The sequence below is a fragment of the Methylobacterium sp. UNC300MFChir4.1 genome (assembly GCF_900110155.1).
Classification (GTDB): Bacteria; Pseudomonadota; Alphaproteobacteria; order Rhizobiales; family Beijerinckiaceae; genus Methylobacterium.
Genome location: NZ_FOCS01000003.1, coordinates 251,226 through 265,890 on the forward strand (window position 1 = coordinate 251,226; position 14,665 = coordinate 265,890).

General features: G+C 71.5%; 18 protein-coding genes. 10 read left to right on the forward strand and 8 right to left on the reverse strand.

The window, feature by feature from the left end; genetic code table 11:
- Positions 1-7: 7 nt before the first annotated feature.
- Positions 8-1,027, reverse strand: coding sequence for a heparan-alpha-glucosaminide N-acetyltransferase (locus BMY19_RS06785; RefSeq protein WP_100251253.1), 1,020 nt, complete (start codon positions 1,025-1,027; stop codon positions 8-10).
- A 353-nt stretch (positions 1,028-1,380) separates the two neighbouring features.
- Between BMY19_RS06785 and BMY19_RS06790 the strand changes: the two genes are divergently transcribed.
- From BMY19_RS06790 to BMY19_RS06825, 8 genes are all read left to right on the forward strand, one after another.
- Positions 1,381-1,986, forward strand: coding sequence for a cold-shock protein (locus BMY19_RS06790; RefSeq protein ID WP_056528802.1), 606 nt, complete (start codon positions 1,381-1,383; stop codon positions 1,984-1,986).
- Positions 1,987-2,196: 210 nt separating this feature from the next.
- Complete coding sequence (locus tag BMY19_RS06795) at positions 2,197-2,631, forward strand: DUF192 domain-containing protein (RefSeq protein WP_081636457.1); 435 nt, start codon at positions 2,197-2,199, stop codon at positions 2,629-2,631.
- Between the two features lie 121 nt (positions 2,632-2,752).
- Positions 2,753-3,157, forward strand: coding sequence for a hypothetical protein (locus BMY19_RS06800; RefSeq protein WP_020092071.1), 405 nt, complete (start codon positions 2,753-2,755; stop codon positions 3,155-3,157).
- 80 nt (positions 3,158-3,237) lie between these two features.
- On the forward strand, positions 3,238-4,110 hold the full coding sequence (locus tag BMY19_RS06805) for a dienelactone hydrolase family protein (RefSeq protein ID WP_100251255.1): 873 nt from the start codon (positions 3,238-3,240) through the stop codon (positions 4,108-4,110).
- 190 nt (positions 4,111-4,300) lie between these two features.
- Positions 4,301-4,756 (forward strand): response regulator, encoded by a 456-nt coding sequence (locus tag BMY19_RS06810; protein WP_042675510.1) that lies wholly within the window; start codon positions 4,301-4,303, stop codon positions 4,754-4,756.
- Between the two features lie 78 nt (positions 4,757-4,834).
- Positions 4,835-5,035, forward strand: coding sequence for a hypothetical protein (locus BMY19_RS06815; protein ID WP_020092074.1), 201 nt, complete (start codon positions 4,835-4,837; stop codon positions 5,033-5,035).
- Positions 5,036-5,150: 115 nt separating this feature from the next.
- Positions 5,151-6,326: an alpha/beta hydrolase gene (locus tag BMY19_RS06820; protein WP_100251256.1), complete on the forward strand. Its 1,176-nt coding sequence runs from the start codon at positions 5,151-5,153 to the stop codon at positions 6,324-6,326.
- 74 nt (positions 6,327-6,400) lie between these two features.
- Positions 6,401-6,601, forward strand: coding sequence for a hypothetical protein (locus tag BMY19_RS06825; protein WP_020092076.1), 201 nt, complete (start codon positions 6,401-6,403; stop codon positions 6,599-6,601).
- A 3-nt stretch (positions 6,602-6,604) separates the two neighbouring features.
- Here BMY19_RS06825 and BMY19_RS06830 read toward each other — a convergent pair whose 3' ends face one another.
- The 7 genes from BMY19_RS06830 to BMY19_RS06860 are packed head-to-tail and all read right to left on the reverse strand — an operon-like array spanning position 6,605 to position 12,092.
- Entirely contained in the window at positions 6,605-7,561 is a 957-nt protein-coding gene (locus BMY19_RS06830) for a YncE family protein (protein ID WP_100251257.1), read from the reverse strand.
- On the reverse strand, positions 7,558-8,091 hold the full coding sequence (locus BMY19_RS06835) for an SRPBCC family protein (protein ID WP_020092078.1): 534 nt from the start codon (positions 8,089-8,091) through the stop codon (positions 7,558-7,560). Before BMY19_RS06835 ends, BMY19_RS06830 begins: the two co-directional genes overlap by 4 nt.
- Positions 8,092-8,112: 21 nt before the next feature.
- Entirely contained in the window at positions 8,113-8,703 is a 591-nt protein-coding gene (locus BMY19_RS06840) for a DUF447 domain-containing protein (RefSeq protein WP_056528823.1), read from the reverse strand.
- 4 nt (positions 8,704-8,707) lie between these two features.
- Positions 8,708-10,270 (reverse strand): DUF6513 domain-containing protein, encoded by a 1,563-nt coding sequence (locus BMY19_RS06845; RefSeq protein ID WP_100251258.1) that lies wholly within the window; start codon positions 10,268-10,270, stop codon positions 8,708-8,710.
- On the reverse strand, positions 10,267-10,842 hold the full coding sequence (locus BMY19_RS06850) for an amino acid kinase family protein (protein WP_100251259.1): 576 nt from the start codon (positions 10,840-10,842) through the stop codon (positions 10,267-10,269). The genes BMY19_RS06845 and BMY19_RS06850 overlap by 4 nt, the downstream gene beginning before the upstream one ends.
- On the reverse strand, positions 10,839-11,540 hold the full coding sequence (locus BMY19_RS06855) for a (5-formylfuran-3-yl)methyl phosphate synthase (protein ID WP_100251260.1): 702 nt from the start codon (positions 11,538-11,540) through the stop codon (positions 10,839-10,841). The genes BMY19_RS06850 and BMY19_RS06855 overlap by 4 nt, the downstream gene beginning before the upstream one ends.
- A 27-nt stretch (positions 11,541-11,567) precedes the next feature.
- Positions 11,568-12,092: a DUF3280 domain-containing protein gene (locus BMY19_RS06860; RefSeq protein WP_100251261.1), complete on the reverse strand. Its 525-nt coding sequence runs from the start codon at positions 12,090-12,092 to the stop codon at positions 11,568-11,570.
- A gap of 186 nt (positions 12,093-12,278) precedes the next feature.
- Between BMY19_RS06860 and BMY19_RS06865 the strand changes: the two genes are divergently transcribed.
- Positions 12,279-13,550: an ABC transporter substrate-binding protein gene (locus BMY19_RS06865; RefSeq protein WP_091926702.1), complete on the forward strand. Its 1,272-nt coding sequence runs from the start codon at positions 12,279-12,281 to the stop codon at positions 13,548-13,550.
- A 121-nt stretch (positions 13,551-13,671) separates the two neighbouring features.
- Positions 13,672-14,655 carry a YVTN family beta-propeller repeat protein gene (locus tag BMY19_RS06870; RefSeq protein ID WP_020092085.1) on the forward strand — a complete coding sequence of 328 codons (984 nt, stop codon included), beginning with the start codon at positions 13,672-13,674 and terminating at the stop codon, positions 14,653-14,655.
- Positions 14,656-14,665 lie beyond the last annotated feature (10 nt).

Here is a 14,665-nt window from a genome sequence, read left to right on the forward strand (position 1 = left end):
GCCGCGTTCAGCGCGCGGATCGCGTGGCAGCCTCCAGGGTGGCGTAGCAGCCCTGCGAGATCGCCTGCGCGCGCAGGCGCTCCGTCCCGCTGAAGGGACGGCCATCCTCCCGGAACAGGTCCTCGCGGAGCAGCGCCTCCGAGGTGCAGCGGGCCGCGATGCGGCAGAGCGGCGGCTCGCCGCCGGTGCGCGCGCAGATCGTCACGTAATCGGCGCGGAACGCCCGCAGCCCGGCACGCGGATTGGCGCCGACCTCCGTGACGAGCCCGGTCAGCAGCGCCAGCAGCAGCGGCTGGTGGATGAGGTAGATCGCGAGGCTGTGCCGGCCCGCGAAGGTGGCGGCGCGGCCGAGCCGCGTGCGCGGCGCCCAGGCCCCCAGCCGAGACCGGGCGAGCCGCGGCAGGGCCAGACGACCCAGGACGATGCCGGCCAGCACAAGCCCGAACCAGGGGAAGAGCGGCACGTAGTCGTTCGTCCGCGGCAACACCGAGCCGAGGCCGAGGAAGAACAGGGCCGGCGCGTCGAGGACGGGCGCGTGCACCACGTGCGGCGCGGCGAGCACGGCCGCGGCCGCGACGGCGGTGACCGGGACCGGCAGGAACAGGAACGGCAGCCCGAGCAGGCTCGAGACGGCGATGCAGTGGAGCACGCCGAAGAACACGAAGGCGTCCGGGAACATGACCCAGGTGCCGAGGGTCACCAAGAGCGCCGCCCCGCCGATCCGCGCGAGCCGCAGCAGCGTCGGTCGAAGCCGGACCCCGCGCCCGTTCATCAGCACGAGGCCGATGCCGACCAGGACCAGGAAGGTGCCGGCGATCGCCTCGGCGGCGTGCCGCCCCGTCGGCGTCAGCGCGTAGTTCTCCGCGGTCAGCCGCAGGTGACCGAGATCCCAGAGCGTGTGGTAGCTCGCCATCGACAGCAGGGCGGCCGCCCGCGCCGCGTCGACGACCGGCAGGCGGCGCCGCTGCGAGGCGGGCGCGACCGGGGAGGCGGAGACGGGACGGTCGAGGGTGACGTCAACGGACATGATGGTGCACCCAAACCATGTCGGGGCCGCCCTTTCCATCGCGCCGTGCGACGGACGCTCCGACCGAGCCCGAAGCGGGTGCGTCGGCTCTCGGAAACGTGAACGCCGACGCGGCGTGCGCGGGAGTGCCGGGAGGGAGAGCCGGCATCCGGAAAACCCCTCGGCAGCCCCGACGCTTAAACGCTGGTTTCGCCCGAGCCTGCGACCGATCGACTGTTGCGGCCCCGCCTCCTTGCGCCAAGATTGCAACTTGGCGTCACTGTTCTGCCGGCCAAATGGGCTTCCCGGACATCAGGACTTCGTTAATCTTGCCGGGAGAGCGCGCGGCGTGATTCGGTGTAGGTTGCTCGGCCATGTCTGACGAACGCGGATCCGGGCCGGAGAATCCCGAGCGGGGGATTGTCGCCCGAACCGGCGAACTGGATCAGCACGAGGATGAGGCGCTCGACCTCGTCGAGGTGGCCGGCCGCATCAAGTGGTTCGACGTCTCCAAGGGTTTCGGGTTCATCGTGCCCGACGACGGTGCGCCCGACATCCTGCTCCACGTCACGTGCCTGCGGCGCGACGGCTACCAAGCGGCCAGCGAGGGCGCCCGCATCGTCGTGGAGGCCGTCGAGCGGCCCCGCGGCTGGCAGGCCTTCCGGGTCATCTCCCTCGATCAGGCGACGGCGGTGCATCCCTCCGAGCTGCCGATGCCGCGCACGCACGTCACCGTGACGCCGACCAGCGGGCTCGAGACCGCCGTCGTGAAGTGGTTCAACCGCCTGCGCGGGTTCGGATTCCTGACCCGCGGCGACGGGACGCCGGACATCTTCGTGCACATGGAAACGCTGCGGCGCTACGGGATCGCCGAGCTGAAGCCCGGCGAGTCCGTCCTGGTGCGCTACGGCGACGGCTCGAAGGGCGTGATGGCGGCGGAGGTGCGGCTGATCGACGGGACGATGCCCGCGTCCCATTGAGGCCGCGTTTCCCCGGCCCGGCACACCCCGTCCTATCTCCTTGTCGAAGCTCGGAAAATCCGGAGCCGGATTCCCCTTCGGCATGTCCTGGTCTATCACCGGGCGACGGGCCTCACGGTCCGCGCGCCATCCCACGAGAGGCATGAGCCTGTGAGATCCCTCCTTCGCACCGCCCGGGCGGCCGCCATCGCCTGCCTCGCCCTGACCGCGATCGCCCCGGCGCCCGCCGTCGTGGCGCAGGCGGCCGCCCGGGCTGCCGCGACCAAGTCGGAGCCGCTGACGATCGTCACGAAGGCCGGGCCGAAGCGCTTCGACGTCGAGGTAATGCGCGACGACGCCGCCCGCGCCCGCGGCCTCATGTTCCGCCGGCACATGGCGGCCGACCACGGCATGCTGTTCGACTTCGAGCAGAACCAGCCCGTTACGATGTGGATGAAGAACACCTACCTGCCGCTCGACATGGTGTTCATCCGGCCCGACGGGACGATCAGCCGGATCGCCGCCGACACCGAGCCGCTCTCCACGGCGATCATCCCGTCGGGCGGCCCGGTCGTGGCGGTGCTCGAGCTGAACGCCGGCACCGCGGCGAAGCTCGGGATCGCCCCGGGCGACCGGATCGAGCACGCCATGTTCAAGGCCCGCTGAGGCGCGCCCGCGCGATTCGCGAACGCACCAGGAACAAGCGCCTTGACCACCGCCGATTTCCGCTCCAGTGTTCCGGAAATGTTCCGGTGCGCCGGAAGGCTGGTTCAGGGCGGAGGACCCGATGGGCGACGCGGCTGAGGTCGAACTGTTCGGCAACGACGACTGGTCGGTGCAGGCGGACGGAATCGAGCACCGCCAGACCGGCTACTTCATCGCCCGCTCGGCGCTCGCGACGCGCCGGGCGGAGGGCCTGTGGGACTGGCCGCTGCAGATGGCCGAGAAGCGCTGGTGCCGGCCGAGCCTGTTCCGCGAGGCGTTCCTCGCCGCTCTCGACCGGTTCGGCATCCCGCGGGACGCCGAGCTGATCCGCTCCTTCGCGCTGGGCTACGGCATCCGCGCCGTGATCTCGCCGGCCGCCGAGACCTTCGTGAGCCTGGGCGACATGCTGAAGCCCCGCGAGATCGCCGAGCCGGCGCGCGCCGCCAGCCCGCGGCCCGTCCGGGCCCTGGCGGCCGCCGGCGCCTGAGGGCCCGGCGACGGGGGCCGATTTGACCCGGGCGGCCGCCCGCGGATAGCCCTCAGCCTCGGAACGAGGGAGAGAGCACGATGGCGGATCACGACCGGGCCGGACTCGACGGGTTGATCACGCCGCCCCTGTCGCGACGGGGCTTCGTGATGACGAGCCTGATGAGCGGGCTGACGCTCGCGACCACCCGCGTCGAGGCCCAGGTGATTCACACCGACAGTGCGGGCATCGAGGCCGGCGAGGTGAAGATCCCGGCCGCGGACGGGCCGATGCCGGCCTACCGCGCGGTTCCGGAGGGCGTGGGCCCATTCCCCATCGTCTTGGTGATCGAGGAGATCTTCGGCGTCCACGACTACATCAAGGACATCTGCCGCAGGCTCGCGAAGGCCGGCTACTGCGCCGTGGCCCCCGAGCTCTACGCTCGCCAGGGCGACCTCTCGACCATGTCGGATCCGAAGCAGATCATCCGAGACGTCATCGCGAAGACGCCGGACGCGCAGTGGGTCGGCGATCTCGACGCGACGGTGGCCTGGGCGGCCTCGGCGGCGAAAGGTGACCCGAACCGCCTCGGCGTCATGGGATGGTGCCGCGGCGGCCGCGCCACGTGGCTCTACGCGGCGCATCGTCGCGACCTGAAGGCGGCCGTCGCCTGGTACGGGCCGGTCGGCGGCGAGCGGACCGACATCCAGCCGCGCACCGCCGGCGACGTGGCGGCCGAGATCCACGCGCCGCTCCTCGCCCTCTACGGCGGGGCCGATACCGGCATCCCCGTGGCGGCGGTCGAGGAGGCGCGCGACCGCGCCAGGGCGGCCGGCAAAAGCGTCGAACTCGTGGTCTACCCGGACGCGCCGCACGGCTTCCACGCGGATTATCGTCCGAGCTACCGCCGCGAGGCGGCGGAGGACGGCTGGAAGCGCGCGCTGGCCTTCCTGAAATCGCACGGCGTCGGCTGAATAGTCGGCCCAGGACGCCCGATCGGGCGCGTTCCGGGGTGGCTGTGTTACCCAAGACACGGCCACAACTTCACAATCGTGCAAGGATCCAAGGAGGATCTGTGCCCGCGCGGGTCTGGCCCTTCGCGGCGCTCGGGCGTTGAACCGATCGAAGCGACCGCCGTTCAGCCCCTGTAGAGTGTCCTGGTCCATGAGCGATTCGGTACAGCCTGGCCAGAAGCCCGTGATCCTCGTCGTGGAGGACCAGCCCGACGAGCGCTTCCTCGCGGCCACGCTGCTGGAGGATACCGGCTTCACGGTGATCGAGGCCGAGACCGCCGATCGCGCCCTGGCGATTCTCAACGATCGCGCCGACGAGGTCAGTGTCGTCTTCTCGGACGTCCGCACGCCCGGACCGATCGGCGGCTTCGAGCTCGCGCGGATCATCGGCGTGACTTGGCCGCGCGTGCGGGTCCTGCTGACCTCGGGCGACGCGGGCGACCAGCCGAGCGACCTGCGCGTCTCGGCGACCTTCATCCCGAAGCCGTGGCGCGCCGAAGACATCCTCGCCTGGGTGGAGCAGGCGGCCGGGCGACCCTCGGCCGGGTCGGGACCGTCCGTTATCGGACCGGGCGGCAAAATAATCCCGTCCGGCTTGGAAACCTGAGGCGGCCGCACAGTTGTACGCCACTCCGGAGCGCGCCGCGCCCGGACTTCCGCAGTACAACCGATCCCCGACGCCGCCATGAAGATTGTCGCAACCAACCACGCCGATTCACTCCGACGCCCCGGTTCGCGGGATTCGGCGGAATCCGCCGTTCTCGACACGGTCCGGGAGGGGCTGCTCAGTGTCTACGGCACGGCGGATCGCGACCTGCCGGCGGAATTGGCGGCGCTGGCGCGGCAGCTCGACCGTCCGGGTCCCGCGGGCTGCGGCCCGACCTAGCTTCCGCCGCGGAACCTTGACAGGAGACTGCGCCAGCGGGTCGCCAAGACGAGAGAATCTGCTATTCAGCGCATTCTGACCTGCCGACGCAGTGCGTCTCTCAGTCGAGTCCCGGATGCGTCTCACAGTTCTTCGCGGATCGCTCACCGCCGCCGCGATCATGACCCTGGCCGGTCTCGCGTCCGTTCAGGCGGCGACCCCGCCGGCCCAGCCCGCCGACGGCGCGGGCGGTGTGGGTGACCGCAAGGCGACGGTGACCAAGCGGCTGCTCGGGCGCGGCACGGCCTCGACCTACGCGTTCTACGCCGCGGGCGCGGCCCCCGAGACGGGCCGGCCGGTCGCGATCGTCCTGCACGGGTGGGGCGCGGTCAATCCGCAGAGCTACGGCGGCTGGATCGATCATCTCGCCCGCCAGGGCTGGCTCATCTTGTACCCACGATTTCAGGAGGTGAACCGGACCCGCCCGGCCGACGCCCCGGCCATCGCGGAATCCCTCGTCAAGGCGGCCCTCGCCGAGATCGCGACGGACGGCGAGGCGAAGCCCGACCTCGGCCGCGTCGCGATGATCGGCCACCTCGCCGGGGCTCCGCTCGCCATGGATCTGGCTGCCGCGGCCAAGGCCCAGGGCCTGCCGGTGCCGAAGCTGATCTTCGCGGTGATGCCTGGCGGCATCGCCAGCGGGCCGAAATCCCGCGGCATCGCCCTCACCGACCTGTCGGCGATCGATCCCGCGACGCTGATCGTGACCATGGTCGGCGACAAGGACACGCGGGCCGCCGATCTCGCGGCCAAGCGCCTCCTGCGCGAGGCGAGTGCCGTGCCGCTGGAGCGCAAGCTCTTCGTGCGGGCGCTGTCGGACGATCACGGCTTCCCGGCCCTGACGGCGACCCTGGCGGCCCCGGCCGGCGTGGACACGGCCTACGACGGCGGCGCCATCAAGCCGGGCCCTGAGCCGAAGGACGCGCCCAAGGACGCGACGAAGCCGCCGCCGTTCCGCTGGTCCGCCGACATGGCGCTGTCCGGCGAGCAGCAGACCCTGATCTCGCAGATCAACCTCGCCCGCGTCGACGCACTCGATTATCTCGGTTTCTGGAAGACCTTCGACCTCGCCGCCGCGGCGGCCTTCGCCGGATCGGACGCGACGGCGCTGAAGAACAATCCGCGCCTCGCCGACATGGAGCGCTGGAGCGACGGCTGGCCGGTGAAGCGGCTCGCCGTCGAGACGCCGCGGCCCACGCCGGCCGCGCAGGCCGGGACTCCGGCGTCCGCACCCGCCGGACGCAAGCGCTGAGATCGGACGCTGCGACAGCTTGGCCTTGGCGCGCGGCTTGCTAATCTCTCCCCGTTCGACACGGGAGAGAGATCATGCCCGAGTTCGTCGCCAGCCTGCTCGCCGCCGCGGCCTTCTGCCTGACGTTGCTCGCGCTGAACGCGCTGACACGGCTGCTGATCCAGGCGCATATCGCCCCCTCGGATCTCGGCGAGACCGGCTTCCTGCAGGTCGGCGGTGCGCTCCTGATGGCCCGGGCGGCCTACCGGCGGGCGCCCCAGCGCCGACCGGGCTGACGCTCAGCGCAGGAACGCGCCGAACGAGCGTGGGCCGTTGCCCGTCGGGATGGTCGCCAGCACCTTGAGCGTCTTCGAATCGAGGACGCTCAGCGTGTTGTCGCCCCAGTTGGCGACGTAGAGGCGTCCGTCGGGATCCGCGGCGATCCCTTCCGGGTGGTCGCCGACATCGACGTCGGCGATCGGCTTGAGCGTGGCGAGGTCGAACGCCGTGACGCTGCCGGCATACTGGTCCGTCACGAAGCCGCGCCCGCCGGCGAGGGCGATGACGTAGGGCCGGCGGCCGGTCGGGATGCGGCCGATCTCGCGCCCCGTCTTCAGATCCAGCACCGAGACGTCGTCGCCAGTCACGTTGGCCGTGTAGGCGCGCCCCGCCGCGGCATCGAGCGTGATTCCGAACGGATGCTGCCCCACTGGGATGACCTTGGTCTCCCGCCGGGTCGCGGCGTCCACGACCGAGACCGTGTCGGCCTCGCGGTTGGCGACGTAGAGCGTCGCCCCGTCGGGGCTGACGGCGATCCCCGAGGGCGAGGCACCGACCGCGATCTCGCCGTCCGGCACCAGGGTGCCGTCGCGCTCGATCAGCACGAACAGGCGGTGCCCGTACCAGTCGGCCACGTAGACCGGGCCGCCCCGCGGGTCGGAAGCGACGCCGAGCGGGCCGCCGGGCAGCGGCACCTCGGACAGGACCTTGCCGGCGTCGAGGTCGAGGATCGCGAGACCGTGCCCCTCCGGGCGCGTGACGTAGGCCCGCCGGCGATCGGGCGACAGGGCGATCCCAGCCGGGGCCCCGTCGACGGGGATGCGGCGCACCACCTTCCTGGCCGCCAGATCGACGATCTCGACCGCGCCGCCGAGTTGGGCGGTGACGACGGCCTCCCGGGCCGGTTCGGCACGGGAGCCCGTCGCCACGAGGACGAGGCCGGCGGCGAGGGCCGCGCGGCCCCGTGCTGGGCTCACGAGCCCTTCTCGACCTTGGCCTTCAGGTTGGCGAGGCTCGCCTTGATCCAGTCGCCGACGCCCTTCTCGGAGGCCTCGTCGTTCAGATCCGGCGGCGGGTCGTTGTTCATGTAGCCGCGATAGAACGCCGCCTTCCACTCGACCTTCGACTTGGCGTTGCCCTCGGGCTCGACCGTGATCGTCGCCGAGTAGTCGTTCGCCGGAAGATCCTTCACGTCGACCTTGTCGATGTAGTACGAGAACAGCTTGTCCTCCGGCTTGTACTTGTTGCTGGTCTCGGAGATCTGATTCCCGTTCTTGAGCGTCAGCACGCGCTTGAACTTGCCGGCCGGGTCGCCGTTGAGCTCCGTCTTGGTGACGTTCTGCATCCAGTCGGAATTCTTCAGGTCGCCGACCACGGCCCAGACCTTGTCGGCGGGGGCGTTGATCTCGATCGACTCGGTGATCTTGCGCCGGGTCGGGCCGTGGGCCTGCGCGGTCGCCGCCACCAGGGCCGCCGTGGCCGCCAGGGCCAGGGTGATTTTCTTCATCTTGTCCTTCTCCTCCCGCCCTCAGCGGTCGTCGCGATCGAGGACGCGCGCCTCGGGGCCGAGGGCCGCCGCGACCTTGTCCTCGATCCAACCCCAGGCCTCGCGCTCGCGCGGTCCCGCGGTCTTGCCAATGGCGATGGCGAGGTAGGCCATCTCCGTCAACACCTTCCCGGGCTCCAGCATGTGGAGCCGGGTCGAAAGAATGGCGGCCTCGAGGACCGCCGCCTGCGCGCGGTTGAAGCCGATGAACGGCGCGTGCGCGGCGCTGTGGACCATCCGGCCCCGGAAGCGCGGCCGGGTCTCGTGGGCTTCGACGGAGGCGACCGCGAATTCCGCGTGGCCGAAACTGTCGGCGAGGCGGCGGCCCTCGATCGCCGCGCACGGCAGCGTCGGCCACTCGCGCCGGCCCGTCACCGCGCCGGCGATCACGCGGATGTCGCGCGGGCTCGAGGCAGCGAAGCAGGGATTGGCCTCCAGGTTGACGATCGTCGGCGATGGCCGGAACGGCGCGAGGACGTAGCCCTCATCCTCGCCGATCAGCCCGAACGGGACGAGGTGCAGCTCGCCCGCCGGGGACAAGGTGGTGACGATGGTCTCGAGAATCAGCGGCATGGCCTCACGCCTTGTCGGCGGGGACGAGGCGCCCGCAGACCAGCTTCGACGGCGGATCCTGCGGGCGCTCGGGCGCGACCGCGGCGCGCGCCGCGGCCTCCGGGACGGTCTCGGGCGGGCTCGCGCCGGCCTCGGGCCCGGCCAGGCGCGCGTCGCGGGTCCCGGGCGGGGGCGCGTCGGGTCCGGAATGGCGGGTGTGGCCGGCCTTCTTGAAGGCGGTGGCATCCTCGACGTCGGCGTCGGCCGCGCAGCCCCAGTCGAGGGCCTCGTCCTGAACGTAGCGCTTGCCGAGCCGCCACGCCGTCTCGGCCTTGGCGAGTTCGGCGCCGAGATAGAAGGCGTGGGCGCCGTCGCTCGCCACGTCGAGGTCGGGGAAGAAGGCCATCGCGTCGGTGCCGACCCTGTGGATGTCGCGGTTGTAGAGGTGGATCCCGTCCTCGGCGATCACGATCCGGTAATTCGGGTCGCGCACCTCGGCGGCGGCCTGGGCGATCTCGTCGGCGGTCTGCACGAACGGGCGCTTGTCGTGAAGGGCGAGGAGCGCCCGGCCGTAGCCCTTCGGCAGCGCCGAATCGGCCTTGGCCGCGTACATGACCCGCCGGGCGGCGTCGTGCTCCTCGACGGTGCGGCGGGTGTGGTTGGAGACCTGCACGATCAGCACGTTGCGGATCGACAGCTCCGAGCACATCCCGACGAGCAGCGCCGTGACGCCCAGGGAATCGGCCTCGGTCAGCTCGGTGAGGTTGCCGGTGCCCATCATCATGTCGATCTCGGGCCAGCGGGCGCGGGTGTCGCGGTAACGCGCGATCGAGTCGACGAAGCCGTGGTGGATCGGCTCGAGGATCGGGTCGGCCAGGAACGGCCGCCCCGCCTTGAGCATGCGCTCGATCGCGCGATCGAGGGAGGGCAGGTCGTCCGGCCGCATCGGCACGAGGATCGGCATCGCGTCGGTCTCGAAGGCGAGATCGAGGGTCTCCTCGTTCAGGCTCAGCAGGAAGTCGGCGCCGGCGCCGGCGCCCCGGACCAGTTCCTCGCGGGAGAAGGAATCGACGCTGACCCTCAGGCCGGCGCCCTTCAGGGCTCGCACGGAATCCTCGAGGTGCGGGAACGGGGTATCGGGCAGGCCGCCGAGATCGATGACGTCCGCGCCGCGCCCGGCGAGATCGAGCCCCTTGGCGAGGATCTGGTCGACGCTCATCTTCGACGCGTCCACGATCTCCGAGAAGATCCGGAGGTCGTGCCGGGACAGGTCGACCTTGCGGGCGGTCAGGCCGAGCCAGGCCGGCAGGTCGACCACCTCGTCGGGGCCGCGCTCCACCGGGACTCCGAAATGCGCCGCGAGGTGCACGGGATTGGCCCGGCACCGGCCCGGCAGGACGATCCGCGTGGCGCCCTCGGGCAGCACGACCCGCCGGCGGATGATCTCCTCGGTCATCAGCGCCGCGACCTTCACGCCGGCATCCGAGATGCTCCAGTGGAGGGTCTGCGGGAGCCCCGCCGCGACCTTCTCGAGCCGCGCCCGGGCGAGGCGGCCGGTAACGAAGACGATGTGCTCGGCGGTGCTCACGCGGCGGCCCTCGTCTCGACCGCGACGCGGCGGTGCGGTCCCCAGACCTCGATCGTACCCCCGAAACATGCCGCGAAGCCCGGGAAGGCGGCGTCCACGATCCGGTCCCGCGCCAGCGCGGCGGGGTCGACGCACGGCGGCGCATCGACGGATTTCACCAGGACGCAGCGCTCCGCCCCGACCCGCGCGGCGAGCCAGAGGGCGAGGCTGTCCGAGGTGACGTCCCAGGTCTCCGGGATGTCCGGGTGGCCGGCTCGGAGAGCGCGCGGGTTCCAGACCCGAATCCGCGCGGGCGCCGTCTCAGCCCAGGGCTCCAGGCTCTGCACGAGCCGCGGCTCGATCCCGCGGAAGATGCCGGCCGCGTCGCTCATGGCGTCGAGCGCCCGGCGATGGGCCTCGGCGTCGCCGAAGCGCTCCCGCGCCTGCGCGGCCCGGACGGCGTCCGCGAAGGCGCCGCCGCCCGGCACCACGATGCAGCGCCCGTGCGTGCCGTCGCCGATCGCCTCCAGCAGGGCGCGGCGGCGATGCGGATCCGCCTCGAGGCTGCCGCCGATCTTGATGACGCTCGTCACGCCGCGTCCTGCCGGCTCGGCCGCAGGGCGCGCAGGGCCTCGGCCACGCGCAGGGGATCGATGCCGTTGCGGCGGTCGAAGTCCCGGCACAGGCCGCCGCGGAAGCCGAGGTAATCCGGCCGGTGCGCGCAGAGGCCGGGGATGTCGATGACCCGCAGCGACCCGGCGAGGCCGCTCATCAGGCCGTTCGCCCGGCAGGCGGTGGTGAAGGCCGAGAGGTCCGAGGCCGCGGCGAGGTCGGGCAGGCGGGCGCCGGTCTTACCGGCGGTGTCGATCATGGCGCCGGCGAAGCCGGCCGCCGCCAGGGCGGGCACGTGCGGGGCCGCCGGCCCGTCCTCGGCGAACAGCACGGCGATCAGCCGGCCCGGCGCGGCCGCGACGCGATCGGCCAGCGCCGCCGCGTCCCGGATCTCGGCAGGACGTAGACCGATCTTCACCCAGTCGACCCCGGTCCGGGCCAGGGCGGCGACGGATCCGGCCGCCGGATCGGCCACCGCGCTCGTCGCGGCACCGCCGGACACGCGGGCGACGATCTCCCGCACGACGTCCTCGTCCAGGGCGCCGAGCGCCCCGCGCTCCGGGTCCTTGGCGTCGATCAGGTCGGCGCCGGCGAGGCGGGCTGCCTCGGCCTCGGCCGGATCGCGAACGCTGACGAGGAGCCGGGGCAGGGGGTCTTGCTGGATGGTGGACGCGGGCACGAAACACTCGAACTTGAACGGGCCGTCTCAGGACTTCCCAGGCAGCGGCTCGGCGAGCAGGCGGTTCTTCACCACCCAACGCATCGCGTGCGCCCAGGTATCGTCGGTGTCGGCCCGGATCGTCACCTGCCCGCCGCGCACCACCTTGCCGGTATCGGCTTCGGCGATCGCGACGCTCAGGTTGAAGATCTGGCCGGACCCCTTCTCCACATAACCGGTCACGACGAGATCCGCACCCAGGCTCTTGGCGATGTCGGCCGCGCAGCCGTTGCATTTGTAGAGCGGCCCCTCCTTGGCCACGACGTCGGCCTTGGGCGCGGTATCGACGATGTCCAGACCGGCCTTGTCGCGCAGGGCGTTGCGCAACTCGTCGGTGACGAGGGCGAGCTTCCGGGCGTCCACCGGCCGCGTCCGGGATCCGTAGGCGGCACCGGGATCGAACAGCTCGACCGGGAAGACGGCGGCCTTCTCGACGGCGCCGGCCGCACCGGGCAGGGCGGTCCACAGGACGACGCCGCAGGCGAGCGCGGCGCGGAGAGACGTGTGGCGCATCGGCGGGAGCTTCCTCTCGAGGCGTGCGGCCGCCCGAGGCGGCGGCATCGTTCCCGCCATAGGTCGGGCGAAGGGACAATTTGGCAATGTACTTCCGCGCCCGCCTATCCCACGACGGTAACGTGAACGTCGGGACGAGACGCCGCGGTTGAGCGGCCTGAGCGGAAGCTGATAGAGGCCGCGCGCATGCACCATCCTGCACCCGACACGGCCCTCCGGCACAAGACGCGCCCGTCCTGGCTGCGCGCGGCCGCCGTCGCGCTCGCCATCGCCCCGGCGGCGGCGCGGGCCGAGGACCCGGCGCCGGCCGCGGCGGCGCAGCCGGCCCAGGCCGCCGCTCCGCAGGCGCTCGAGACCCATGTCGGCCTGATCTACCGGCCGCAGCCCGCCCCGTCCTCGTACGATGCCGAGGCGGCGCCGGAGGACGAGGGTCTGGCCGGCGCCAAGATGGGCATCGCCGACAACAACACCACCGGCCGCTTCACCAAGCAGACCTACGTCCTGGACGAAGTCGCCCTGACCGACGACAAGCCGGACGCGGTGGCGGCGGCCAAGGAGCTGATCGGCAAGGGCGTGCGCTACCTGGTCCTGGCGCTCCCCGCCGACGCGGTTCTGGCCGTGGCCGACGCCGTCAAGGACACGGGCGCGGTCGTGCTCAACGCGGGGGCGCCCGACGATCGTCTGCGCGGCGCCGAGTGCCGGGCCAACGTGTTCCACATCCTGCCGTCGCGGGCGATGCTTACCGACGCGCTGGCGCAGTACCTGACCGTGATGCGCTGGCGGAAGCTCTTCCTGATCGTCGGCCCGACCGACGCCGACAAGGCCTACGCCGACGCGATGCGCAACTCGGCGCGGAAGTTCGCGCTGAAGATCACCGCCGAGAAGCCCTGGACCTTCGGGCCCCTTGCCAAGGCGCGCGGCGACACGCCGACTCGCGCCGAGGCGATGGTCTTCACCCGGGGCCTCGACTACGACATGGCCATCGTGGCCGACGAGGAGGGCGACTGGGGCGACTACGTGCCCTACCGCACCGTCGATCCGCGCCCCGTCGGCGGCACCCAGGCGCTGACGCCGACGACCTGGTCCCCCGTGCTGGAGACCTGGGGCGCCGCGCAGGCCCAGAACCGGTTCCGGCGGCTCGCCTCCCGGCTGATGCGCCCGCTGGACTATCAGGTCTGGGCGGCGGTGCGGACGGTGGGCGAGGCCGTGACGGCCAAGAAGACCAACGACCCGGCCGTGATCGCCCCGTACCTCGTCGAGCCCGCCTTCACGCTGCCGGCCTACAAGGGCGTGCCGCTGAGCTTCCGGCCCTGGGACCACCAGCTCCGGCAGGCGATCATCGTGGTACAGCCGAAGGCGCTGGTCTCCGTCGCGCCGGAGCAGGGTTTCCTGCACCAGCGCACGCCCCTCGACACGCTGGGCGTCGACCTCCCCGAGACCACCTGCAAGTTCAAGTGAACCCGCGGCCTGCGGCGATGGCGAGCGGCCAAAGCCCTCGCAACGCGCGGAAATCGCACTACAAACGTCCCCCGAGAACGTCCGCCCAGGGCGCCGGGCCGTCGCAAGGGAAGGAAACCGTATGAGCCGCCGCGTCGAGGCATGTCTGAGTGGGGTCGCCCTCGGTGCGTGGTTCGCCCTGTGCGGGCCGGCCGCCGCCTTCACCGCCTACGTGACGAACGAGAAGGGCAACTCGGTCAGCGTCATCGACACCAACACGATGGCGGTGACGGCGACGTGGAAGGTCGGGCGGCGCCCGCGCGGTGTGACCGTCTCCAAGGATGGCAAGGAGCTGTTCGTCTGCGCGAGCGACGACGACCGGATCGACGTGCTCGACACCAGTTCCGGAAAGGTGGTGCGCTCGCTGCGCTCCGGGCCGGATCCGGAGCAGTTCATCCTCGACGCCTCCGGGAACCCACTCTACGTGGCCAACGAGGACGACAGCCAAGTCACGATCATCGACATCGAGAAGAACAAGGTGCTCGCCGAGGTACCGGTGGGCGTCGAGCCGGAGGGGATGGGCCTGTCGCCGGACGGGAAGATCCTCGTCAACACCTCCGAGACGACCAACATGGCCCACTTCATCGATACGAAGACATTCCAGGTCATCGACAACGTGCTGGTCGACGCCCGGCCGCGCTTCGCCGAGTTCACCGCCGACGGCAAGTTCCTGTGGGTCTCGGCGGAGGTCGGCGGCACGGTGAGCGTGATCGACGTCGCCCAGCGCCGCGTGATCAGGAAGATCACCTTCAAGATCCCGGGCGTGAACGACGAGGCGATCCAGCCGGTGGGCATCCGGATCACCAAGGACGGATCCAAGGCCTTCGTGGCCCTCGGGCCGGCGAACCGCGTCGCCGTGATCGACGCCAAGACCTACGCGGTCGAGAAGTATCTGCCGGTCGGCCAGCGGGTCTGGCAGCTCGCCTTCACGCCTGACCAGAAGCAGCTCTTCACCACGAACGGCACCTCTAACGACGTCTCGGTGATCGACGTGGCCGCCGAGAAGGTGGTGAAGAGCATCCCGGTCGGGCTCCTGCCTTGGGGCGTGGCGATCTCGCCGAACTGATCCGCGCGAC

Excerpts from the sequence above, each read along its gene's own strand:
- BMY19_RS06785 (WP_100251253.1), bottom strand. The coding sequence starts at position 1,027 with ATGTCCGTTGACGTCACCCTCGACCGTCCCGTCTCCGCCTCCCCGGTC.
- BMY19_RS06790 (WP_056528802.1), top strand. The coding sequence starts at position 1,381 with ATGTCTGACGAACGCGGATCCGGGCCGGAGAATCCCGAGCGGGGGATT.
- BMY19_RS06800 (WP_020092071.1), top strand. The coding sequence starts at position 2,753 with ATGGGCGACGCGGCTGAGGTCGAACTGTTCGGCAACGACGACTGGTCG.
- BMY19_RS06805 (WP_100251255.1), top strand. The coding sequence starts at position 3,238 with ATGGCGGATCACGACCGGGCCGGACTCGACGGGTTGATCACGCCGCCC.
- BMY19_RS06810 (WP_042675510.1), top strand. The coding sequence starts at position 4,301 with ATGAGCGATTCGGTACAGCCTGGCCAGAAGCCCGTGATCCTCGTCGTG.
- BMY19_RS06815 (WP_020092074.1), top strand. The coding sequence starts at position 4,835 with ATGAAGATTGTCGCAACCAACCACGCCGATTCACTCCGACGCCCCGGT.
- BMY19_RS06820 (WP_100251256.1), top strand. The coding sequence starts at position 5,151 with ATGCGTCTCACAGTTCTTCGCGGATCGCTCACCGCCGCCGCGATCATG.
- BMY19_RS06825 (WP_020092076.1), top strand. The coding sequence starts at position 6,401 with ATGCCCGAGTTCGTCGCCAGCCTGCTCGCCGCCGCGGCCTTCTGCCTG.
- BMY19_RS06835 (WP_020092078.1), bottom strand. The coding sequence starts at position 8,091 with ATGAAGAAAATCACCCTGGCCCTGGCGGCCACGGCGGCCCTGGTGGCG.
- BMY19_RS06840 (WP_056528823.1), bottom strand. The coding sequence starts at position 8,703 with ATGCCGCTGATTCTCGAGACCATCGTCACCACCTTGTCCCCGGCGGGC.
- BMY19_RS06860 (WP_100251261.1), bottom strand. The coding sequence starts at position 12,092 with ATGCGCCACACGTCTCTCCGCGCCGCGCTCGCCTGCGGCGTCGTCCTG.
- BMY19_RS06865 (WP_091926702.1), top strand. The coding sequence starts at position 12,279 with ATGCACCATCCTGCACCCGACACGGCCCTCCGGCACAAGACGCGCCCG.
- BMY19_RS06870 (WP_020092085.1), top strand. The coding sequence starts at position 13,672 with ATGAGCCGCCGCGTCGAGGCATGTCTGAGTGGGGTCGCCCTCGGTGCG.